This is a genomic window from Roseofilum acuticapitatum BLCC-M154 (assembly GCF_030068475.1).
GTDB classification, from domain to species: Bacteria; Cyanobacteriota; Cyanobacteriia; order Cyanobacteriales; family Desertifilaceae; genus Roseofilum; species Roseofilum acuticapitatum.
In genome coordinates this window covers 111,441-131,313 of sequence record NZ_JAQOSP010000109.1, presented here as the reverse complement: position 1 = coordinate 131,313, position 19,873 = coordinate 111,441, and the positions used below count along the sequence as shown (strand labels likewise).

The window sequence follows — 19,873 nt, the reverse complement described above, 5'->3', positions numbered from 1 at the left end:
ATGAGTAATGAGTCAGGGATTAGATCAGTTTTTTTATACCATTTATGAAAACTTGAAAGCTGTGGGAAGTATTTTCGCTCAGGGAGAGATAAGGGGCGATCGCTTTAGAGTGAGTTCCAGCATAATATTCACCTACCAACTTTTTCAGTTCTTCTTTAGCAGAATTGAGCTTATCCGGATCGCGAAACTTTTTTTGGGTTTGTTTTTTACTGAGGCTTTGAGGTTTAAGTTGATAGGCTTTTTCTACAGCAGCTAGATCTCCAAGAAACCAAGATTCTAGTTCATGGCAAATAATACGAATCATAGCATCTGACTGTCCCGCATGGATACACAGGTTTTGGAGTTCAGTTTTCAGTTGTTTACAGTCATGGGAGTCCTGATCGTGGACAACAATAAATTTTGTGTGAGCATAACCTTGGAAAGCTTTAACTTTTTTCGGTATCGATTGATTTAGATCCTGTTTTCCTTGGTGAGCAATGCAAAGATAGGTCAATTCATGGGGGATAATTTGGGGTAAAATAACTTGCAAAACATTCTTCATTGAAGATTCTTCTAAAAGAAAAATCAGATCGTAATTCATTACGGAGTGACTCCTTCAAACCAACCTTGACTCCAGAGATAACCAGGTAAATCACCTGCGTTAACCAGATTTTGGAGAATTTCATGATCGGAAGCCCTATAGATTTGGGTAATCCCGTGCTTTTTAATTAGCCAAAAGATGCTCTCCAAAGGAACAGCATTGAGAAAATCTGGAGAATGGGTAGAAACAAAAACTTGTCCGCCACTATCAGCATAGCTGGCAAATTCTTCAGCCAGTTCTTGTAATAGAGTAGGATAAAGTTGATTTTCAGGTTCCTCTACACAGAGCAAAGGGTGCGGTTTGGGGTCAAAGAGTAAAAGCAAATAGGCAAACATTTTCATTGTGCCATCCGAAACGTAGCGATCGATAAAAGGATCTTTAAAAGCTTCATCTTGGAATTTTAAGATAAGCCGGCCGTCTTCTGTATTTTTGGCTTCAACTTTGGAAACTCCAGGGATACGCTGTTGCATCCGTTGCAGTATTTTCTCAAAAACTTGGGGATGTTCTTGATAGATATATTGGGCAACAATTGCCATATTATCCCCCGTAGGGGAGAGGTGTTCGGCATAAAGCGCATCTTTGCTACCTCTAGCATCCGTGATATGGAAGTCCGAAACATGCCAATTTTCAATCAGGGAACGGAAGGCACTGGCAGCTTTAAAGCGTTGAAATTGTCCCAGTCCTTTAATCGCAAGAATATCACTAGATTCGAGTTGCTGTTCCTCTCGTTCTAAATCTTTATCAGCATGACTAAAATTTTCTTCATTAGTGATTGCATATCCTTTCCCTTTTTGAAAGTCAAGGAAATGGTAGGGGGAACCATATTCTCCCCGTTTATAGCGCAATATTTCCCGTTTTATAACGGGTCGTCCCTTTATTTTTCCGATAATCAGCACATAAGTAACCAGACGTTCTGTGCCTAGGATATCCATGCGGAATTTTAGCTCGATGTGAATATCTTCGTTTTCTTTGCTTCTGGTGACAACTTCGTTAAATCCTCCCCGAATTTGTAGGGCTTGACGAATATTGTTTTTCAGCGAATCTCGCAGAAATCCAAACAAATCAAAAAGCGTTGATTTACCTGTACCATTCGCACCAATTATAACACAAAAACCAGGAATGTTTTTAATCTCTAAATCTTCAAAAACTCTATAATTTTTTATTTTGATTGAAACAATTTTCATGGGTTATCATCTAATCCAGAGTTGCAGGCTATGGCTAATCAGATCTGAGCTATTCCGATCGGGATATATTTATACCATACATCAACTTTCAGGCATTAAATTTAGGTCTCGATAAACCTGTTCAATGGGAAAACTAAGGTTAATACTTTTGAGTTCTATGGTGTCCCCTTCCTGATAGTTAAGGATGATCCATTCTCCAGCATCATTCTTATGATATAAATCCATGGCGATCTGAGTCGAGCTAACCAGCAAATAGTCGATTAAAGCGGGATTTTGGCGATACATCCTAAACTTGCCGCCGCGATCGTAGGCTTCCGTACTTTTGGATAAAACTTCCACAATTAAACAGGGGTAAGTAAAAAAGTTGGGGGTATTTTTGTCGCGATCGTCGCAGGTAACACTAGCATCAGGATAAGTGTAATTCTCGGTTTCAAGCATATTAATTTTAATATCAGAGTTACCGGGAATGCAGCCACTCCCCTCTAAATGAGCCTCAAACAGAGCTGTTAACCGGATAGCAATGCGTCCATGATTGACGCTACCGCCGCCCATGGCATACACTTGACCCTCTATATATTCATATTTTTCTAGTTGCTGTTCCTCCCAAGCAAAATACTCTTCAGGAGTGAAATGGGGGGAATTGTCTTTAGCTGCAATCATAGTGATGGGTGATAGAGTATGGATGATTGGCCCATGATAACATTTTTGCACAGATGAAGAATAGCCTATCTGCTTTTCCCCAAGTACAGATCGCACTTTAGGTTATACAATGGGATGATACAGGTCATTATTTGAGACAATAAGGACGATTAAAAGATGAAATTACCGGGTTCTTGGAAAATTCCTGAAGTCATTCAAAATCGCTTAGGGCAAAAAAGTGTGGGAAAACAACGGGCGATGATTGCGGAAGGTCATCTGCTCTTAATTCTCCATCATGTGCCTAAACCGAATGAAAAAGAGCGTCAAGGGGTTTTCTTTTGGCGCGATCCTCAAGAAAAATGGCAATCGAGTCATGGGGGAATGGGTTTACAACCCCTCAGAAAACATCTACAAGCCTATGATGAAGAAGTGAATCAACTCAGTGCTGAATATGAAAAAGCGCAACAGGCTGAAGATTATTTTCAATTATTAGAAGATTTGGCTCCTCTGCGACTGGCGACTCAGAATTTACACTTTGCTTTACAATCAGCAAGAGAAGGGATTCCAGATGACCGGGATATTATTGATTTACGGGATTCGGCTTATGAAATTGAGCGATCGCTCAATCTGCTCCACGATAATATGAAAAATGCCCTAGACTATCGCATTGCCCAACGGGCCGAACAACAAACCCAAATTAGTCTAGAATCGGTTAGAATGAGCAACCGTCTCAATATTTTAGTGGCCATTTTCTTCCCCTTGACCGCTACAAGCTGTGTATTTGGTATGAACCTCAATAGTGGAATTAGCTCCTCTTCCATACTGGCGTTTTGGTTTATTCTCATCGTCAGTATATCCTTGGGATTAGTGGTGCGCCGTTGGATTGTTACGGGAAAACTTTAGCGCTCAAAGACAGAACAAGATCTAGCAAGATCCTCTGAAGCTTTGTTAAGGCACTACGGGGTGGGATTGAGGATTTGATTGACGGTTAGATTGAATTGGGGGAAGTTGGGAGAGGGAAGGAAGTCATTATTCCTAAATGTGCCAATTTCTGTATAGGTTTGGTTAGTTAATTCTAAGATTAAAATGGTTTGGGTTTGGGGGTCAACGATCCAGTATTCGGGAATGCCACAGTCTTGATATTGAGTGCGTTTGGCGATGTAGTCTCGTTCTCTTTGAATTTCTCCAGGACTGACGACTTCGATGACTAATATGGGGGGAGACATGGAAAGGCGCAGGGTATTTCGTTGTGAGAGTTGTTCGATGTGTTCTTGGCGAATAATGGTGAGGTCAGGGTAGCGGTTTTTGGGTTCGCCTCTGACTTCGAGTTCTAAGCCATTTCCTCGAACTTGGTCAGTTCCTAAAATTGAGGCAAAGGCGAAAAAAATGCGGTTTGCAATTTGAAAATTCAGACCGGATTCGGGAGGCATTTCTATAAGTTCACCGTTGAAGAGTTCATAGAGTTTTTCGGAGTTGTCGTTGTACTTTAGGTAGTCTTCAAATGTTTGAAAGCGAGGGTGGGTGGTTAGCATGGGTTTAATCCATAAAAAAGGTTTTGTGATAGTAGAATCGATTTTGTTAATCCATCTACTTTAAGGATATTTGTCCCTTGTGTCAAGTTTTTTTTGATGTTTTACTAAGCTTTATCGACAATAATTTAAGGGGTGTAATAGTATTTTTGTAAATACAGCAATTTTCGCGCTTTATGAGGTACATTAATGGCGGTTTTTATAGATCGCTAGAATACCTCACTCGCCCTTATTGAGTCTGTTGTTTACTCCCCCCATTCCCCTACTACATTGACTCAACTTATTGTCCTGTGGCAACAGGGGTGGGAAATACCTATCTGCAAAGCCGTAAATCCCGAATCTCTCGCCCCTTCCGTCTTTTCTACAATGGTTGCAAAGCGTTAACCTAAGTATGGGAAAAGACTATGCAACCGAATAATCCTAATCAATTTACAGAAAAAGCATGGCAGGCGATCGCCCAAACTCCCGATATTGCCAAAAGCTATCAGCATCAGCAGCTCGAAAGCGAACACTTAATGAAGGCGCTCCTGGAACAGGATGGATTAGCCACCAATATTTTATCCAAAACCCAGGTGAATTTACCCGCCTTTCGGGACAAAACGGAAGCCTTTCTGCAAAAACAAGCCAAAGTCCAGGGAGCGGGTGGATCGATTTATCTCGGTCGTTCCTTAGATACCTTGCTCGATCGCGCCCAAACCTATCAGAATCAGTATGAGGATAGTTACATTTCCATCGAACACCTCTTACTGGCATTCCTCCAGGATGACCGCTTTGGTAAAAGTTTGTGCAAAGATTTTAAACTGGATGAAGCCAAACTCCAGCAAACCATTCGCGACATTCGAGGAACCCATAAAGTGACCGATCAAAACCCTGAAGGTAAATATGAAGCTCTAGAAAAATATGGGCGAGACTTGACCGAAGCCGCACGGCAAGGTAAGCTAGACCCCGTGATTGGCCGGGATGATGAGATTCGCCGCACCATTCAAATTCTCTCTAGACGCACCAAAAATAACCCGGTATTAATTGGGGAGCCGGGAGTCGGAAAAACGGCGATCGCCGAAGGGTTGGCACAACGCATCATTGCTGGAGATGTGCCTCAGTCCCTGAAAGACCGCGCCTTAATCGCTCTGGACTTGGGCGCACTGATTGCCGGAGCTAAATATCGCGGCGAATTTGAAGAGCGCCTCAAAGCTGTCCTCAAGGAAGTTACGGACTCTCAAGGTCATATTATTCTCTTCATTGATGAAATTCATACCGTCGTCGGGGCAGGGGCAACCCAAGGAGCCATGGATGCCGGTAACCTGCTCAAACCCATGTTAGCGCGGGGAGAATTGCGCTGTATTGGGGCAACTACCCTCGATGAATACCGCAAGTATATTGAAAAGGATGCCGCCCTAGAGCGCCGCTTTCAACAGGTGTATGTGGATCAACCCACTGTTGAGGATACGGTATCCATTTTACGGGGACTCAAAGAACGCTATGAAGTCCATCATGGGGTGAAGATTTCCGATAGTGCCCTGGTTGCAGCCGCTACCTTATCGACTCGGTATATTAGCGATCGCTTCCTTCCCGATAAGGCGATCGATTTAGTCGATGAAGCTGCCGCCCGCTTAAAGATGGAAATCACCTCTAAACCCGAAGAACTCGACGAAATTGACCGCAAAATATTGCAACTAGAAATGGAGCGCCTTTCCTTACAAAAAGAAAATGATCCCCTTTCTTCAGAACGACTAGAGCGCTTAGAAAAAGACCTCGCCAACCTAAAAGAACAGCAACATGCCCTCAATTCCCAATGGCAATTAGAAAAAGACATGATCGACAATCTTCAAGGCATTAAAGAAGAAATCGATCGCGTTAATATTGAAATTCAGCAAGCCGAACGCAACTACGATCTCAACCGGGCAGCCGAATTGAAATATCGCAAACTAAGCACCTTGCAAAAGAAACTGGCCAAAGCAGAAACCCATCTTTCTGAATCCCAAACCACCGGGAAATCCTTATTGCGCGAAGAAGTCACCGAATCCGACATTGCCGAAATCATCTCTAAATGGACAGGCATCCCTATCAGTAAACTGGTCGAGTCAGAAATGCAAAAACTCCTCCATTTAGAGGACGAATTACACCAGCGCGTCATCGGCCAAAATGAAGCCGTAACCGCCGTTTCTGATGCCATTCAACGCTCTCGCGCCGGACTCTCTGACCCCAATCGACCCGTCGCCAGTTTTATTTTTCTCGGCCCCACTGGAGTCGGAAAAACAGAACTCGCCAAAGCCCTCGCCGCCTACCTATTTGACACCGAAGAAGCCCTCGTTCGGATTGATATGTCCGAATACATGGAAAAACATGCAGTTTCCCGCTTAATTGGTGCGCCTCCCGGTTATGTCGGCTACGATGAAGGGGGACAATTAACGGAAGCCATTCGCCGCCGTCCCTACTCCGTGATTTTGTTTGATGAGATTGAAAAAGCCCATGTGGATGTCTTCAATATCATGCTGCAAATTCTCGATGATGGCAGGGTTACCGACTCCCAAGGTCATACCGTAGATTTCAAAAATACGATTATTATTATGACCTCGAATATCGGTTCCCAATACATCTTGGATTTGGCCGGCAATGACGAGAATTACGAGGAAATGCAAAAGCGAGTTATGGATACTTTGCGCTCCACATTCCGCCCAGAATTCCTCAACCGGATTGACGAAACGATTATTTTCCACTCTTTGAAACAAGAGCAACTGCGGGAAATTGTGCAACTGCAAACGGTACACTTAGAACGACGGTTAGCAGGCCGCAAAATCGCCCTCAAGTTATCCGATGCGGCCCTAGATTTCCTCGCTGCCGTGGGTTACGATCCGGTTTATGGGGCACGGCCCTTAAAACGAGCGATTCAACGGGAGTTAGAAACCACCATTGCTAAAGGGATTTTGCGGGGTGAATTTAGCCAAGGCGATACCATCTTTGTAGATGAAGAAAACGAGCGCTTAACCTTGAAGCGCTTGCCCGCCAGTTTAGTCAAAACTTAGAATATTCTCAAGAGGTCTAGAAACCCGGTTTTTTGAAAAAACCGGGTTTCTGGTAGAGCTTATGAACATTGGGCAACTGTCTGATTTTTTTCCAAGGCCAGTAAATACTGTTCCAGGAAAAAAGCTGGGATTTGACTGACCAGATTATCATCTTGATGTTGAATCACCCGATCCGATTGACAGGAGAGTTGTAGCCGATCGGGTGTATCTAAAGGTTGGGGCACATATTCAAAGGAACAAGCAATTTGTTGGTGTTGGCAACTATCTAAAACTGCCGCAATAATCATGCCATGACTACCAGGATAATCGGCAACCGAGTACCAATCTCCTTGGTAAATTACTTCAAAGCTGCGGCTATTGCGTTGGCGACACCGTTGGGGTTCCAGTTTCGCCCATTGAGAGAGGTATTTACAAAGTGGGGATTGAGTCATTATCCCTTATCAGGTTTTATTTAAGCAGTATCTGTATTCTATCAATCTAGGGAGAAGTTGAGCGTTCAATCTGTTGAACTCGATGCCAGAATTTGAGGAATCGGAGACTAAACAGTATGAGCGGAAACAGTTCCGGTGGTGGTAATGGCGATCGCCACTATACCATAGCGCACAATCAAACCCCAAGTTCGCCGACGGCGATCGCTCCTACTCATCTGACTGACTCCAGAAATTCTCTCTACTCTTATCAGCCCCAACTCTCACCCTACGGCAATCTGTTACATTTATTCATCTTATTAACGATCAGTTTAGAACTGCTCAGTTGTCAGCAATGCCAGGGCTGATGGATAGGCTTTGAGAATGCCGATCGCGACATTAGTATCTAACAAGAACTTAATCCCAATCATCACGCATCTGACGCTGAATTACCACCGGATCATCTTGAAAATTGGGTGAATCTTTTAGGACTCCCACAAAATCAGCTAGTGTACTTTTTTTGCGGGTTTCACTCTGTGGCTTGGAAATAGGCATGACCATGATTTCAACTTCTTGATCCGGGAGAGAAAGCGCTTCAGTCAAAATAATAGTTTGTCCTCGCTTAATTCCTTTCGCTCTAACGATCATAAATTTTCTCAACTGGTTTACGTCATTCTACGATTCTATCATAGTTTATTTTTAACCAATTCTCCAAAAACGGCGTATCTGCATATCGATTAATTGCGGATCGCCTGAAATCATCTTAAACAGTCCACTATGGGGTAGGATTGAGGATTTGACTAACGGTTAGGTTGAGTTCGGGGAAGTTGGCAGAGGGGAGTAAATCGTTTTGGCGAAATGTTCCGACTTCCGTGTAAGTATTGTTGATTAATTCTAAAATGAGAATGGTTTCGGTTTGGGGGTCAACAATCCAGTATTCGGGAATGCCACAGTCTTGATATTGAGTTCGTTTAGCAATGTAGTCTCGTTCTCTTTGAATTTCTCCAGGACTGACAACTTCGATGACTAACAGGGGGGGAGACATGGAAAGTCGTAGGGTATTTCGTTTCGAGAGTTGTTCAATGTGTTCTTGGCGAATAATGGTGAGGTCAGGATAGCGGTTTTTGGGTTCACCTCTGACTTCGAGTTCTAAGCCATTTCCTCGAACTCTACGATGTCCAACTAATGCTGCAAATTGAATAAGCAGAAAGGTGGCAATTTCAAAGTTTAGACCGGATTCAGGAGGCATTTCTATTAGTTCACCGTTAAAGAGTTCATAGAGTTTTTCTGAGTTATCGTCGTAGTTTAGGTAGTCTTCAAAGGTTTGAAAGCGAGGGTGAGTGGTGAGCATGGTGTTACAGCGCTTTGCGCTCTTAAGAAAAATATTCTAAATTACCCTTAAATGATAACTCATACAATTCCTCGAATTCAAGGATACTCTAAGCTGGTATTCTTTTGCCTATTGCTAGAGTAGCTATTGTCTGATTTGTGCAAGAAGTCTATTATTATCTTTGAGCAAACAGAGGAACAAGCCAATGATCAAACACGACAGCATTTCAGCCACCCAATACTATACCTGGAAAACCTATCGCTGTGCCTATGAAGTCAGTTCCCCACCGGACTCTACTCCCCAAGCTACTCCTCTACTCCTGCTCCATCCGATTGGTGTAGGATTATCCCGGAGATTCTGGGATCGCTTTATTACCGAATGGCGCACCCAAGGCTATAACCAACCCATCTATAATCCTGATTTACTCGGATGTGGTGAAAGCGATATGCCGCGAGTTGCCTATACTCCCGAAGATTGGGCAGAACAGCTCCATTATTTGATCGAGACGGTGATTCAAAAACCGGTAATTTTAGTGGTTCAGGGGGCGTTGTTTCCGGTGGCTATTGCTTTAAACCAACGTGAAAAGAGTCACACCTGGCTAAAGGCATTCGTCTTATCCGGGCCGCCCTCTTGGCCAGTGATAACCCATAGCAGCCCCGATTGGCAAAATCGCCTGCTTTGGAATGGGTTTGACTCCCCCCTAGGTAATGCTTTTTATCGGTATGCTCGTCGTCGTCAATTTTTAGAATCTTTTTCCATTCGCCAGCTTTTTGGCGAATCCTATGATGTTGATGATGAATGGTTAGATACCCTAAAAGTTGGTGCAGAAAACCCGGCAAGTCGTCATGCGGTCTTTTCCTTTTTGGCTGGATTTTGGCGCAGAGATTATCAAGAACAGATTGAAAAAATGACTCAACCGACGTTAGTTTGTGTGGGGGAAAAAGCGTCCAGCATTAGTAAAGAAGGGAAGCAAGAAAAGGCAGATCAATGGTTGACCAAATATCTTGCCCATCTGCCCAATGGAGAAGGCAAAAAAATACCAGGGCGGAATGTTTTACCTTATGAATCTACAGAAAGGTTTGTTTCTGTGGTTGCCCAGCAGTTGAAGGAATGGCAATTATAAGGCAATAGGGAGACTGGTGATTCCTTATCTCCCTAATTTTTAATTTTTAATTTTTAATTTTTAATTGATAGGGGAAAGCCTAGTTTTTCCCTTTGCTCCAGATAGAGGTGGGCGATTTTGCGGGCTAAACTTCGGATTCTGCTGATATAGCGGGTGCGTTCCGTTACAGCAATCACACCCCTGGCATCGAGAAGATTGAAGCTATGGGAACATTTGAGTACATAGTCTAAACCGGGAGTGACTAAGCCTTTGTCAATCAGTTGAGTGGCTTCTTGTTCGTAGAGTTCAAATAACTTAAAGAGTAATTCGGGGTTGGAGGCTTGAAAATTGTAGGTGCATTGCTCGATTTCCCCTTGTAGATGAATGTCACCATAGTTTAGGCGATCGCTCCATTGAATCTCAGTTAGGGCTTCCACATTTTGCAGATACATGGCCAAGCGCTCTAAACCATAGGTAATCTCGATGGCAACGGGATGGCAATCAATGCCTCCACATTGCTGAAAATAGGTAAATTGGGTGACTTCCATGCCATCGAGCCAAACTTCCCAACCCACTCCCCAAGCGCCGAGGGTGGGAGATTCCCAGTTATCTTCAACAAAGCGAATATCATGGTCTTCGGGCTGAATACCAAGAACCCGTAAGGAGTCCAGATAAATGTCCTGAATGTTATTGGGAGAGGGTTTCATCAGCACTTGATACTGATAATAGTGCTGGTAACGGTTGGGGTTTTCGCCATAGCGTCCATCGGTGGGACGACGACAGGGTTCTACATACGCGACGAACCAAGGTTCCGGCCCGATCGCCCTCAGAAAGGTATGGGGACTCATGGTTCCGGCTCCTTTCTCGGTATCATAGGGCTGGACAACTAAACACCCGCGATCGGCCCAAAACTGATTTAAGGTAGCGATGACTGACTGAAAATTCATGCCCCAACTTTCCTCGATCGAGTACAACAGTTTCTATTTTCCCTTAAAAGGGGGAGGGGTAATCACGAGTAGTGAACGACTAGTGAACAATGATATACTCCAGGAAAAGTTGCACATGGAGCATCCTACAAATGTATGAAGTCTACGGGCCAGCCCCTTGGATTAAAACCGATCGCTACGGAATTACCAAAACCCTTCCCCCCGAGACCTCTGTAATTTGGTACAAAGCCTTGCTACTCTGTGCCAATGGAGATGGAGAACTCTCACAACCCGAACGGGATTGGGTCATCGGTCATGCCACAACCTACCATCCTGAGATGAGTGAGAGCCAAATTGACGAACTTAGGAATTATGACGGAACAGGCACAACCGACGATCTTGAAAAACTCGTATTCAGCGATCCCCTAGCCAAAAAGGGACGTTATGTTCTCGTTTATGAAGCAATTCAGGCTTCGGCTGCGGATGGGGACTACAGTGACGGAGAAAAGGCGACGATTCGTAAAATGGCTGGCAAGCTCGGAATTGACGAAGCCAAAGTAGCAGAACTTGAGAGTTTGTTTGAAGAAGAACAGGCTTTGAGAGAGAAGCGGATTCGGATCTGGCATCCTGAAGGTATTCCGGGAGAAGACTAGGGGTAAACTGCTACAATTGCGTCAATCGAGGGTAAGGGTTGAATGTTAACCAGTTCAAAGCCTGCGCTGTGGAGTAAAGAGGCAAACTCGTATCGAGTCCGTTCTCCGGGGCCTCCACTTTCTCCTGGTGCGCCATGTACTAACAACATCTGCAAGTTTTTGATGCCGATATAGGGGTTGCGGACTTGGCAATCTTCAATCAGTTCAAAAATGTATAGTTTGTTACCAGGGTGCATGGCCTGCCTGACATTTCTGAGAATCGTGAGTGCCTGCTCATCAGAATAGGAATGCAAAATCCGTTTTAGGATGCTATCCCCCGGAATATCGGGTAATGTAACGCGCATATCAACGCCGATCGCCTGCAAACGCGGTTGACCAGAGACGCGAGATATCGTGTCGGGAACATCAAACAGTTGCCCCTGAATGCCTTCGTACTTTTGTAAAATTCCGGTAATGAGTGCCCCATTTCCCCCGGCAATTTCAGCAATCTTTTGGGATTGAGAAAAGTCAAACCCTTGCAAAATATCCCGAATTTCGACCCGCGACATGGACTCCATTGCTTGATCAAAAGCAGTGGCTAAATCCTGATGTTCTTGTAGATAATCGTAGAAGAGGCGATCGCGCCCAAGCTGATAAATACTTTTGCCAGTCTGTAACAGTTCTTTCCACAGAGTCCGTCGTTGCTCATGTTTTCTGGACTGGGCTAACTGACAGAAGTGATGCCATGGTCTGAGGGAAAATTCTGAGTTCAGGACTAAGTATTGTGAAACGTCGGTCAGAGAAACCATAGACCGAGAAGGATTGGCATCCGGTTCGATCGCGAACAAGTCAAAATGAGCCAGTCCCCGTAAACAGCGATGGAGCGATCGCTGATGAGTTCCGGTTCGCTTGGCTAACTCCGATACAGATAAAGAATGAGTTGCAAGATGATCGAATACCCCAAGGCTAATACAGGTCTCCGTAAAGTGGGAGACAATGCGATAGTCGAGCAGGCAAAACATTTGTTGATAAGGAATCATCAGTTATATCAAATCCGAATAATTAGTTACAGTATGTCATTGCGAGTGGAGCGCCAGCGGAACGAAGCAATCTCGATCATCTCGGTAATCTTGGCGATTGCTTCCCTCTAGTCGCAATGACAAGTCTTTAACCGGATTTGATATTATATCAAGTTCGGAAAATCAGTTACGATTAGTCATTGCGAAGGTCGCTCCAGCGGAATGAAGCAATCTCAACCATCTCGGTAATCTTGGCGATTGCTTCCCTGCGGTCGCAATGACAATGGTTTAATCGGATTTGATATTACCTGGTATTTGATTGCTTACGGATGAATGCACTTCGCTGACACCCATTATATTTTAGGTTATGTTCTCTCTGGCAATTGAGATAGGCATAGATCCTGTACTGCTAAATAATGTCCGATCGCATCTTCATAAGACGTGGCAAAAGATTCATTGAGTAATCTGCGGGTATTTTGTAATACTTGAGGGTGAATCGGCATCAACGCCTGCTGCACATCTTCAATAGTCTGTTCCAATGCAGTCGTTTCACAGGCGCGATCGACAATTCCCAGTGCGATCGCCTCTTCAACAGAAAATTGAGCGCCAGTAAACAGCAAGCGACGAGCAACGCCTACTCCCGTATATTTAGCTAATCGGAATACCCCCATTCCAGGGAGATACCCTTCTTTCACTTCTGGTATTTGGAAGAGCGATCGCGCAGTCGCAACCCGATAATCGCAAGCGAGGGCAAGTTGAACGTGAAACCGGGTACAATAGCCATCGATCGCCGCAATGGATGCCCCCGCAAATCGTTCGAGCCGCCGTAAAAACTTTTCCCATTTGCTACAAGCATCAAATGTAGGCGGTGCGGCGATCGCTGTCTGTTGAACATCCAATCCCCAAAATATGATGAGCTTACAAGTCTCGTCATCTTCGATCTCGTTGATTAATTGGAGCAATTCTGACAACCCGACTGCATTCAACTGGCTTGGATCTGACCATTGCAAGTTGACATTGGCGATCGTTTCCCGTTTAGTAAGTTTTAACGTAGTGTATTGCCTCATGCCTTAAAATTCCCCCAAGCAGCATTCAATCGTCGAACCCGGTCCCATCGTCATCATGATGACAGACTCTCCCTCCTGAGCAACGCCTTCCTGCAATAGTCGTTCGTGAGAGAAGAGAAAAGAGGCCGAAGATAAATTACCATAATTTTGCAGGATATGGGTGGTATGGCGAACATCATGCTCGGTAATATTTAAAGCATATTTGATCGAATCGATCACTTTGCGCCCCCCGGAATGAATCACCCAATGCTGAATATCTCGGCGTTTGCGATTGAAGCGATCGAGCAAGCGATCCACAGGAATTTTAACATTCCGTCCCAAAAGATAAGGAATTTGTCGATCCAAATATAAGGCATAGTGGGTTGCTTGCCAATCAAGCCGTATAGCATCGATCGCCTCTGGCATGATGTGGGAGCTGAAGCCCAGAATTTTGGGCCCAGTGGATAATCCGGGAAAAGCTCGGCCAGAAACGATCGCGGCGGCTGCACCATCTCCAAATAACGAATTGACCACTGCTGTACTGAAGGTATCATCAATTGCATACATGGCAGAACAGACTTCAACACAAAGGAGGAGACCGATCGCCTCTGGATTGAGGGCACAAAAATTGACGACCGGTTGAAGACCATTTAATCCTGCATTGCAGCCCATGCCAACAATATCAATCCGATAAATGTTCTGACGCATCCCCATCTCTTTGATATAAAGTGCGCTCAGGCTCGGACAGAGCAAACCTGTGGTGGAGACGACACTGATGTAATCAATATCTTGAGGATTCAGTCCAGCTTTTTCTAATGCTTTTTTGATGGCTGACTGTCCAATATCTAGCGCCATCTTTTTGTGTTTCTCTAGTAAATCCCCTTGGCTTTCTTGCACCCTCTGACCCTCTTGATTGGGTTTGGGTAAACAAAGGTGACGGGATTTGATATGAGAATTACTGAAAATTTTGCGAGTTTTTGGATTAGTGATATTGAAAATTTTTAATACATCGGCCTGAGTGTATTTGTGTGGAGGAGTGGCAGTACCGATCGCAATAAGTCGGGGAAATTTGGAAGAAGTTACGGAAGATTGCATGAGTGATTTGGGCGCGACCATAATGCTATTGTGTCTCTATTTTTCGCTGGTAGAGTAATGCTTGGGCAACGGCTTCGACAGTTTTATCTCCCAAACTCCCATGAACCGATTGGATGGCCAGTTTCGCCAGGTGCATCGCCAGGGGATCTCGTTGAGCTACAGTTTCGGCAAGGTGAAGGGTGTCCTCCCAGAGGCGATCGCTGATTTGAGAAACCAGTCCCCACTGTAGCGCTGTGGCACTATCCACTTTTTGCCCAAAGAGAACGATCACTTTTGCCCTCGCTTCGTTCACCAATTTAGTCAGCCGACGCACTCCCCCAGCAGCCGGAATTAAGCCTAAATCGACTTCAGGTAGCGAGAACCAACTCCCAGGGCTACAGATGCGAAAATCACAAGCTAGAGCCAATTCTAACCCCCCGGCAATGGCTGGCCCTTGAATCGCGGCGATCGTTGGCCAAGGCGCATTAGCCCAATTATCAAAAAGCTGCCGACTCTGTAAGTTTAATCCATCGGCATAGGAGCGATCACCTAAACTGGAAATATCAGCACCAGCGCAAAAAACTTTCTCTCCGGCTCCCGTCACAATACCCACGCGAATGGTGCGATCGCTCAGAGCTTCAGCGTACTGTTCTGCGAACTGGCGAATCATCCTATCGTGATAAGCATTCGCTTTTTCTGGGCGATCGAGGACGAAGAGAGCGATATTGTTTGCTTCTCCCACTCGTTTCATTTGCACTGTACCCGAAAGCTCTGTCATGGGTTTAAGCCTCTCCAGATAACTCGGCGATCGCCTCTGCCCTATCTTGCAGAGAAACCTTCGAGTCTGCCGGATAAGCCGCACGAGACCACTGTACTAAGTATTGAGGGCCGATATTATCATCCACTGAACTGCCCCCGAAGAATCCCGTACCAATCACCGGTCCCATCGTCAGATTCGTGGAAACGCCACTAGAGCCTTGAACCCCTTGGGTATTGACTGCAATTCGGCAGACGGGCAAAGCCGCCGCATAACGGGCAACGATCGCCGGATCGTCACTGTGAATCACCGCAGAGTGACCTTTACCGATCGCCTCCAACATTGCCACAGCCCTCTCAATTGCCCCCTCTATGCCATCCACTTGAATGTACCCCATCACAGGAAACATTTTCTCTTGGCTGAGGGGTTCGCGATCGCCCACCGCATGGATTTCCACGAGCAAACTTTTAGTATCCTTCGGCACAGAAAAACCAACTTGTTGAGCAATCCAAAGGGCACTTTTCCCAATGGCTTTGCGATTCAGTCCAGTTTCCAGAAAAAGGTAATTGCGTAGTTTTTGGGCGGCTTCATCGGTCACAAAATATCCCCCCGATCGCCCTAAAGCGACCTTGAGTTGGGGAGCAATAGTGCGATCGGCCAACACAACCGATTCACAAACACAGGGAAGCGCGTGATCGAAACTGTTACTGGTGATAATTTGTGCGGCTGCTCTCTCAATATCAGCAGACTCATGTACGAAACAGGGGACATTTCCCGGCCCCATCCCCATCGCAGGATTCCCGGACCGATAAGCCTCCCGGACTCGTTTGGGGCCCCCAGTTGCTAAAATCGCGCTAATTTTGGGGGATGCCATTAAAGCATTCAGAGCGAGAAGGCTGGGTTGGCGAATCGTCTGAATTACTCCGGATGGTGCGCCTGCTTGTTCCGCGACTTCTGCCATTAAATCTACAACGTGAATCGAGCAATTTTGTCCCGCAGGATGAGGAGAAAAAATAATCGCATTGCGGGTCATCACACTGATAATCGCCTTGTAATAGACCGTCATCACGGGATTAGTACTGGGGATTAAGGCGGCTATGACTCCTGCCGGTTTCGGAAAGCTCATGATCTTCTTTTCTTCATCAATCTTAGGCTCGATAAAATCAGCAATCCGATATCGATTTAGCAATCCAACCGAACAATCCAGATTCTTTTTTACATTATCACTGACATTACCGGATCCTGTTTCACTGACCAACCATTCCGCATAAAATTCAGCCTTTTCTTTGCCAGCTTCAACCATTGCCTCGACAATTTGTTTCACTTGTTTTGTCGGATAGCGACTAAAAACATGAGCTGCCTTTTCTGCTCTCTCTAATAACAGATGGACTTCCTGTTGAATTTTGTCTAATTCGGTTTGATGATTCGTAGTATTCACTTTTCTGTCTCCGGTATTGCCCAACCCTCAATTTTTACCAGGTTTTGGGCTAGGACTAAGGTAGCGATGACTGACTGAAAATTCATGCCCCAACTTTCCTCGACAAGCACAACAGTCTCTATTGTCTCCCAAAAGGGGAATTTAGAAAAGCTGCTGTTTTAATTTTGCCTAAAGATACTTGTCTATCCGCCGCTCTTCTAGGATAGCCTTCACTTCCTCATCAGTCGGTGCAGGTTTATCTATTTTTAATAACCCTCGCATCTGTTCAATTGCCCTAGAACGTTCTGCCGTAGAAATCCTCAATTCTGGCAAAGACTCGATAATAAAACTGACTAATGATAGACGTTCTCTAACCGAGAGCTTTACCACTTGCTGTTTAACCTCTTGTAGTGACATAACATTGCTTGAATTGACATGATATTATAGTCAGTAGTATACAAAATTATCAGATTTGAGCAAACGTCATATCCTCCAAAGCGCTACCTATTAGAATCACATATCAAGCTAACACTGCAAACCCTATGCCTAAATTAACCATCAAAGACCTAGAATATCTCCAAACCCAGCATCCCAACTATCGGATGGAATTAGTTCAAGGAGAAATTATCTGTATGAGTCCTTCCGGATTAGAATCAGAAGAAGTTGGCATCGAAATTGCCGCCCAACTTCGGAATTGGGTGCGTCCTCGTCGCTTAGGTCGGGTATCGGGTTCTAGTGGTGGCTTTCGTTTACCCAATGCTGATGGAGATGTTCGCGCACCGGATGCTTCTTTTATCCTGGCTCAACGTTTACCGCGCACTACGGAAGGGTATGCCGAATTAGTGCCGGATCTCATGTTTGAAGTGAAGTCGAGAACGGATAATATCGACAAATTGCGCCAGAAAATCCAAGAATTCATCGCATTAGGAACTCAGGTAGGAGTATTGGTCGATCCGAGAACTCGGACAATGGAGGTTTATCGACTCAATCAAGACCCGATAACGTTAGGGGATGGAGATGTTTTCACTGTTCCAGAATTGCTCCCTGGATGGGAATTACCCGTGGTAGAAATCTGGGCCCCAGAATTTGATTAAATGGAGCATTTATTTCCTGATTACATCATGAGCCATTTTTTCAGGTTTAATGCTTCATACAATGCTAAATTAAGACATTGGTTTTAATGCAGGGAAATTATGGCACGACAACCTTCTCATTCTCCACCAGAAGAGCGTCCCTCTTGGCTGAAACGGCAAATGCTGAAGATCTTGCGATCGCTCATTACCCGTTTGCAGGCGATCGCCGATCGCCTAGAAACCCCACCCCTTTCCACTCCCCAACAGCCCATATTTCCCCTCTGGGATCAACTCTTAGCATGGGTGCGTGGAAAGTTATCCGATCCCTGGAATAGCACCATCAATGATTTTGACCTCAGTTTGCTCATCGGTGCAGTCATCACCCTCTCTCTGATCCTCTCCGTTTCCCTCATTCCCCGTCCTGCTCCAGAACTCGCGCAACTCCCCGAACCCCCAGAACCGACAGAAACCATTGAAGAACCAGAAATAGAAGTACCAGAGATCCCATCAGAACCCGAAGCACCTCCAGAGGATACCGAACCCGAACCTATCCCTGAAGAGAGTCCAGAACCGGTTTCTGAATCTGTTGAAGAAGACATCAGCGCAGAACCTGAACCCCCAGAAACAGAAAAACCCCTTGAGGAAGAAGAAACCAACGAACCCATTCCCGTAGAAATTGCGCCCCCTCCCATTCTCACCCCCGAACAACGGTTAATCGTCACCATTCAAGAGCAAGTTAACCAATTAACCCAAAAATATGAAGAGGGTTTAATTGATTCTCTGCAAGCCGATTTCTTGAATAGTCTTCTCGTGCTAAAAGTCGATCGGCGCTGGTATGAATTACCCTTAGAGCAACAAAAGCGTCTTGCAAACGATATGTTCAAGCGTGCCCGCAAACTCGACTTTACCCGTTTAGAAATCCTCGATCTTCAAGGTTATTTATTAGCCCGTAACTCCTTAGTGGGCAACAACATGGTCATTCTCAAAACCCAAGACTTTGATGCCACTACTTAAAAATCTCAGTAATATCAAATCCGGTGAACGGGAAAAGAGAAGCGGGCAAGATGCCCGCACTCCTAGAATCCCTTGATCTTACTGGAGTGGGAGCGTCTCGCTCCCTAGACCTTTAATTAGGGTGTTTCCGCTTCGCGGACATGAATAACCGGACTTGATATGAAACCCATTCAACCTACGAAGTCGCTTCAGCCGGATAAACACTCACTTTCTTACGATATCGACCATTACGCTCAAACGTAACGATACCATCAGTCAGAGCAAACAGGGTGTAATCCCGGCCCACACCCACATTTTTACCCGCATGGAAAGTCGTTCCTCTTTGACGAACAAGAATATTGCCCGCGAGGACACTTTGTCCACCATAGCGTTTCACACCCAAGCGTTGGGCGTTCGAGTCACGGCCGTTTCGTGTACTTCCAGTTCCTTTCTTATGAGCCATAGGAGTTTTGAGATCGATTATCTATTATCTAGTGTACAAAGCTTACCGCAATTAAGCCTCAGAAGAAGCTTCAGCAGACGCTGGAGTTGAGGCTAACACTTCTCCATTGACATTAATAGAATTAATCATCAAACGAGTGCGTTCTTGGCGATGTCCGCGTTTTTTGCGGGTTTTCTTTTTCGGTTTCATCTTATAGACTAAAACCTTGCGATCGCGGAAATGACGCATTACCGTTCCTTCCACCGTCGCGCCACTCACCAGAGGCTGACCAACATGGACATCATCACCATGTTGGATATACAACACCTGGTCAATCGAAACCGTTTGTTCCGGTTCCACCGCCAACAGTTCAATGTCATAAAAGCGACCGGGTTCTACCCGTAATTGCTTGCCGCCCGTTTCAATAATTGCGTAACTCATGGGATATCGGTTCCTTCAGGTTGCCGTACAGGTAGCTGGTTGTAGCCAGCATTTGGGGATGCTTTTACCTGATCCGAGCAGGGATTAAGCAGACAATCTAACATTATCTACCTTAACCAACTTTTTGTCAAGTTTAATCCCCCTCAAAATCCATAGTAGGGGCAGGTTTACCAGTCTTTCCATCACTCACCCTTAATCTGAAAACCCTTGAGAAATTCTTGCGCTGCCCGATCTGGGATTAGTTCTCGCATCACAATCA

The 19,873-nt window shown here is 45.1% G+C and carries 23 protein-coding genes; 7 read left to right on the top strand and 16 right to left on the bottom strand.

Translation table 11 applies throughout. The annotated features are described in order from the left end of the window. Nucleotides 1-19: 19 nt before the first annotated feature. From PMG71_RS17795 to PMG71_RS17785, 3 genes are all read right to left on the bottom strand, one after another. Nucleotides 20-580: a DUF4276 family protein gene (locus tag PMG71_RS17795; RefSeq protein WP_283755057.1), complete on the bottom strand. Its 561-nt coding sequence runs from the start codon at nt 578-580 to the stop codon at nt 20-22. Continuing rightward, on the bottom strand, nt 580-1,764 hold the full coding sequence (locus tag PMG71_RS17790; RefSeq protein WP_283755056.1) for an AAA family ATPase: 1,185 nt from the start codon (nt 1,762-1,764) through the stop codon (nt 580-582). Before PMG71_RS17790 ends, PMG71_RS17795 begins: the two co-directional genes overlap by 1 nt. A gap of 81 nt (nt 1,765-1,845) precedes the next feature. Further along, on the bottom strand, nt 1,846-2,424 hold the full coding sequence (locus PMG71_RS17785; protein WP_283755055.1) for a Uma2 family endonuclease: 579 nt from the start codon (nt 2,422-2,424) through the stop codon (nt 1,846-1,848). Between the two features lie 156 nt (nt 2,425-2,580). Here PMG71_RS17785 and PMG71_RS17780 point away from each other — a divergent pair, with 156 nt between their 5' ends. Further along, complete coding sequence (locus PMG71_RS17780) at nt 2,581-3,306, top strand: CorA family divalent cation transporter (protein WP_283755054.1); 726 nt, start codon at nt 2,581-2,583, stop codon at nt 3,304-3,306. A 53-nt stretch (nt 3,307-3,359) separates the two neighbouring features. Here PMG71_RS17780 and PMG71_RS17775 read toward each other — a convergent pair whose 3' ends face one another. Beyond that, on the bottom strand, nt 3,360-3,935 hold the full coding sequence (locus tag PMG71_RS17775; RefSeq protein WP_283755053.1) for a Uma2 family endonuclease: 576 nt from the start codon (nt 3,933-3,935) through the stop codon (nt 3,360-3,362). Between the two features lie 401 nt (nt 3,936-4,336). Here PMG71_RS17775 and clpB point away from each other — a divergent pair, with 401 nt between their 5' ends. After that, nucleotides 4,337-6,955 (top strand): ATP-dependent chaperone ClpB, encoded by a 2,619-nt coding sequence (clpB, locus tag PMG71_RS17770; protein WP_283755052.1) that lies wholly within the window; start codon nt 4,337-4,339, stop codon nt 6,953-6,955. Nucleotides 6,956-7,014: 59 nt separating this feature from the next. Here clpB and PMG71_RS17765 read toward each other — a convergent pair whose 3' ends face one another. Then, nucleotides 7,015-7,386 carry a hypothetical protein gene (locus PMG71_RS17765; protein ID WP_283755051.1) on the bottom strand — a complete coding sequence of 124 codons (372 nt, stop codon included), beginning with the start codon at nt 7,384-7,386 and terminating at the stop codon, nt 7,015-7,017. A gap of 116 nt (nt 7,387-7,502) precedes the next feature. On the opposite strand from PMG71_RS17765, the gene PMG71_RS17760 reads away from it, so the two are divergent. Then, the gene (locus tag PMG71_RS17760) at nt 7,503-7,730 is read left to right on the top strand and encodes a hypothetical protein (RefSeq protein ID WP_283755050.1); all 228 of its coding nucleotides are present in this window, start codon (nt 7,503-7,505) and stop codon (nt 7,728-7,730) included. A 49-nt stretch (nt 7,731-7,779) separates the two neighbouring features. Here PMG71_RS17760 and PMG71_RS17755 read toward each other — a convergent pair whose 3' ends face one another. Together PMG71_RS17755 and PMG71_RS17750 are read right to left on the bottom strand one after the other, a co-directional pair. Beyond that, the gene (locus PMG71_RS17755) at nt 7,780-8,010 is read right to left on the bottom strand and encodes a hypothetical protein (protein ID WP_283755049.1); all 231 of its coding nucleotides are present in this window, start codon (nt 8,008-8,010) and stop codon (nt 7,780-7,782) included. A 127-nt stretch (nt 8,011-8,137) separates the two neighbouring features. Then, nucleotides 8,138-8,713: a Uma2 family endonuclease gene (locus PMG71_RS17750; RefSeq protein ID WP_283755048.1), complete on the bottom strand. Its 576-nt coding sequence runs from the start codon at nt 8,711-8,713 to the stop codon at nt 8,138-8,140. 184 nt (nt 8,714-8,897) lie between these two features. On the opposite strand from PMG71_RS17750, the gene PMG71_RS17745 reads away from it, so the two are divergent. After that, nucleotides 8,898-9,815, top strand: a complete 918-nt coding sequence (locus PMG71_RS17745) for an alpha/beta fold hydrolase (protein WP_283755047.1) — start codon at nt 8,898-8,900, stop codon at nt 9,813-9,815. A 53-nt stretch (nt 9,816-9,868) separates the two neighbouring features. On the opposite strand, the gene glyQ is transcribed toward PMG71_RS17745, so the two are convergent. Continuing rightward, on the bottom strand, nt 9,869-10,741 hold the full coding sequence (gene glyQ / locus PMG71_RS17740) for a glycine--tRNA ligase subunit alpha (protein WP_283755046.1): 873 nt from the start codon (nt 10,739-10,741) through the stop codon (nt 9,869-9,871). A gap of 131 nt (nt 10,742-10,872) precedes the next feature. Between glyQ and PMG71_RS17735 the strand changes: the two genes are divergently transcribed. Next, nucleotides 10,873-11,373: a tellurite resistance TerB family protein gene (locus PMG71_RS17735; protein WP_283755045.1), complete on the top strand. Its 501-nt coding sequence runs from the start codon at nt 10,873-10,875 to the stop codon at nt 11,371-11,373. On the opposite strand, the gene PMG71_RS17730 is transcribed toward PMG71_RS17735, so the two are convergent. The 6 genes from PMG71_RS17730 to PMG71_RS17705 form a co-directional block, all read right to left on the bottom strand. Continuing rightward, on the bottom strand, nt 11,370-12,392 hold the full coding sequence (locus PMG71_RS17730; protein ID WP_283755044.1) for a methyltransferase: 1,023 nt from the start codon (nt 12,390-12,392) through the stop codon (nt 11,370-11,372). The two genes, PMG71_RS17735 and PMG71_RS17730, sit on opposite strands and share 4 nt — an antisense overlap. 344 nt (nt 12,393-12,736) lie before the next feature. Next, nucleotides 12,737-13,438, bottom strand: coding sequence for an enoyl-CoA hydratase/isomerase family protein (locus tag PMG71_RS17725; protein ID WP_283755043.1), 702 nt, complete (start codon nt 13,436-13,438; stop codon nt 12,737-12,739). Between the two features lie 3 nt (nt 13,439-13,441). Further along, nucleotides 13,442-14,512 (bottom strand): 3,5-dihydroxyphenylacetyl-CoA synthase DpgA, encoded by a 1,071-nt coding sequence (dpgA, locus tag PMG71_RS17720; RefSeq protein WP_283755042.1) that lies wholly within the window; start codon nt 14,510-14,512, stop codon nt 13,442-13,444. A 25-nt stretch (nt 14,513-14,537) separates the two neighbouring features. After that, complete coding sequence (locus PMG71_RS17715) at nt 14,538-15,269, bottom strand: enoyl-CoA hydratase/isomerase family protein (protein ID WP_283755041.1); 732 nt, start codon at nt 15,267-15,269, stop codon at nt 14,538-14,540. Nucleotides 15,270-15,273: 4 nt separating this feature from the next. Then, entirely contained in the window at nt 15,274-16,686 is a 1,413-nt protein-coding gene (locus PMG71_RS17710; protein WP_283755040.1) for an aldehyde dehydrogenase family protein, read from the bottom strand. Nucleotides 16,687-16,854: 168 nt separating this feature from the next. After that, nucleotides 16,855-17,082, bottom strand: a complete 228-nt coding sequence (locus PMG71_RS17705; protein ID WP_283755039.1) for a hypothetical protein — start codon at nt 17,080-17,082, stop codon at nt 16,855-16,857. 125 nt (nt 17,083-17,207) lie between these two features. Here PMG71_RS17705 and PMG71_RS17700 point away from each other — a divergent pair, with 125 nt between their 5' ends. Further along, nucleotides 17,208-17,759 carry a Uma2 family endonuclease gene (locus PMG71_RS17700; protein ID WP_283755038.1) on the top strand — a complete coding sequence of 184 codons (552 nt, stop codon included), beginning with the start codon at nt 17,208-17,210 and terminating at the stop codon, nt 17,757-17,759. A 99-nt stretch (nt 17,760-17,858) separates the two neighbouring features. Further along, nucleotides 17,859-18,752, top strand: coding sequence for a hypothetical protein (locus tag PMG71_RS17695; protein WP_283755037.1), 894 nt, complete (start codon nt 17,859-17,861; stop codon nt 18,750-18,752). A gap of 175 nt (nt 18,753-18,927) precedes the next feature. Here PMG71_RS17695 and rpmA read toward each other — a convergent pair whose 3' ends face one another. Both rpmA and rplU read right to left on the bottom strand, forming a co-directional pair. After that, nucleotides 18,928-19,194, bottom strand: a complete 267-nt coding sequence (gene rpmA, locus PMG71_RS17690; protein WP_283755036.1) for a 50S ribosomal protein L27 — start codon at nt 19,192-19,194, stop codon at nt 18,928-18,930. A 51-nt stretch (nt 19,195-19,245) separates the two neighbouring features. Next, nucleotides 19,246-19,614, bottom strand: coding sequence for a 50S ribosomal protein L21 (rplU, locus tag PMG71_RS17685; protein WP_283755035.1), 369 nt, complete (start codon nt 19,612-19,614; stop codon nt 19,246-19,248). Nucleotides 19,615-19,873 lie beyond the last annotated feature (259 nt).

Bases quoted from the DNA above. Each gene is read 5' to 3' on its own strand.
- PMG71_RS17795 (WP_283755057.1), bottom strand. From the start codon at position 580: ATGAATTACGATCTGATTTTTCTTTTAGAAGAATCTTCAATGAAGAAT.
- PMG71_RS17790 (WP_283755056.1), bottom strand. From the start codon at position 1,764: ATGAAAATTGTTTCAATCAAAATAAAAAATTATAGAGTTTTTGAAGAT.
- PMG71_RS17785 (WP_283755055.1), bottom strand. From the start codon at position 2,424: ATGATTGCAGCTAAAGACAATTCCCCCCATTTCACTCCTGAAGAGTAT.
- PMG71_RS17780 (WP_283755054.1), top strand. From the start codon at position 2,581: ATGAAATTACCGGGTTCTTGGAAAATTCCTGAAGTCATTCAAAATCGC.
- PMG71_RS17775 (WP_283755053.1), bottom strand. From the start codon at position 3,935: ATGCTAACCACCCACCCTCGCTTTCAAACATTTGAAGACTACCTAAAG.
- clpB (WP_283755052.1), top strand. From the start codon at position 4,337: ATGCAACCGAATAATCCTAATCAATTTACAGAAAAAGCATGGCAGGCG.
- PMG71_RS17765 (WP_283755051.1), bottom strand. From the start codon at position 7,386: ATGACTCAATCCCCACTTTGTAAATACCTCTCTCAATGGGCGAAACTG.
- PMG71_RS17760 (WP_283755050.1), top strand. From the start codon at position 7,503: ATGAGCGGAAACAGTTCCGGTGGTGGTAATGGCGATCGCCACTATACC.
- PMG71_RS17755 (WP_283755049.1), bottom strand. From the start codon at position 8,010: ATGATCGTTAGAGCGAAAGGAATTAAGCGAGGACAAACTATTATTTTG.
- PMG71_RS17750 (WP_283755048.1), bottom strand. From the start codon at position 8,713: ATGCTCACCACTCACCCTCGCTTTCAAACCTTTGAAGACTACCTAAAC.
- PMG71_RS17745 (WP_283755047.1), top strand. From the start codon at position 8,898: ATGATCAAACACGACAGCATTTCAGCCACCCAATACTATACCTGGAAA.
- glyQ (WP_283755046.1), bottom strand. From the start codon at position 10,741: ATGAATTTTCAGTCAGTCATCGCTACCTTAAATCAGTTTTGGGCCGAT.
- PMG71_RS17735 (WP_283755045.1), top strand. From the start codon at position 10,873: ATGTATGAAGTCTACGGGCCAGCCCCTTGGATTAAAACCGATCGCTAC.
- PMG71_RS17730 (WP_283755044.1), bottom strand. From the start codon at position 12,392: ATGATTCCTTATCAACAAATGTTTTGCCTGCTCGACTATCGCATTGTC.
- PMG71_RS17725 (WP_283755043.1), bottom strand. From the start codon at position 13,438: ATGAGGCAATACACTACGTTAAAACTTACTAAACGGGAAACGATCGCC.
- dpgA (WP_283755042.1), bottom strand. From the start codon at position 14,512: ATGCAATCTTCCGTAACTTCTTCCAAATTTCCCCGACTTATTGCGATC.
- PMG71_RS17715 (WP_283755041.1), bottom strand. From the start codon at position 15,269: ATGACAGAGCTTTCGGGTACAGTGCAAATGAAACGAGTGGGAGAAGCA.
- PMG71_RS17705 (WP_283755039.1), bottom strand. From the start codon at position 17,082: ATGTCACTACAAGAGGTTAAACAGCAAGTGGTAAAGCTCTCGGTTAGA.
- PMG71_RS17700 (WP_283755038.1), top strand. From the start codon at position 17,208: ATGCCTAAATTAACCATCAAAGACCTAGAATATCTCCAAACCCAGCAT.
- PMG71_RS17695 (WP_283755037.1), top strand. From the start codon at position 17,859: ATGGCACGACAACCTTCTCATTCTCCACCAGAAGAGCGTCCCTCTTGG.
- rpmA (WP_283755036.1), bottom strand. From the start codon at position 19,194: ATGGCTCATAAGAAAGGAACTGGAAGTACACGAAACGGCCGTGACTCG.
- rplU (WP_283755035.1), bottom strand. From the start codon at position 19,614: ATGAGTTACGCAATTATTGAAACGGGCGGCAAGCAATTACGGGTAGAA.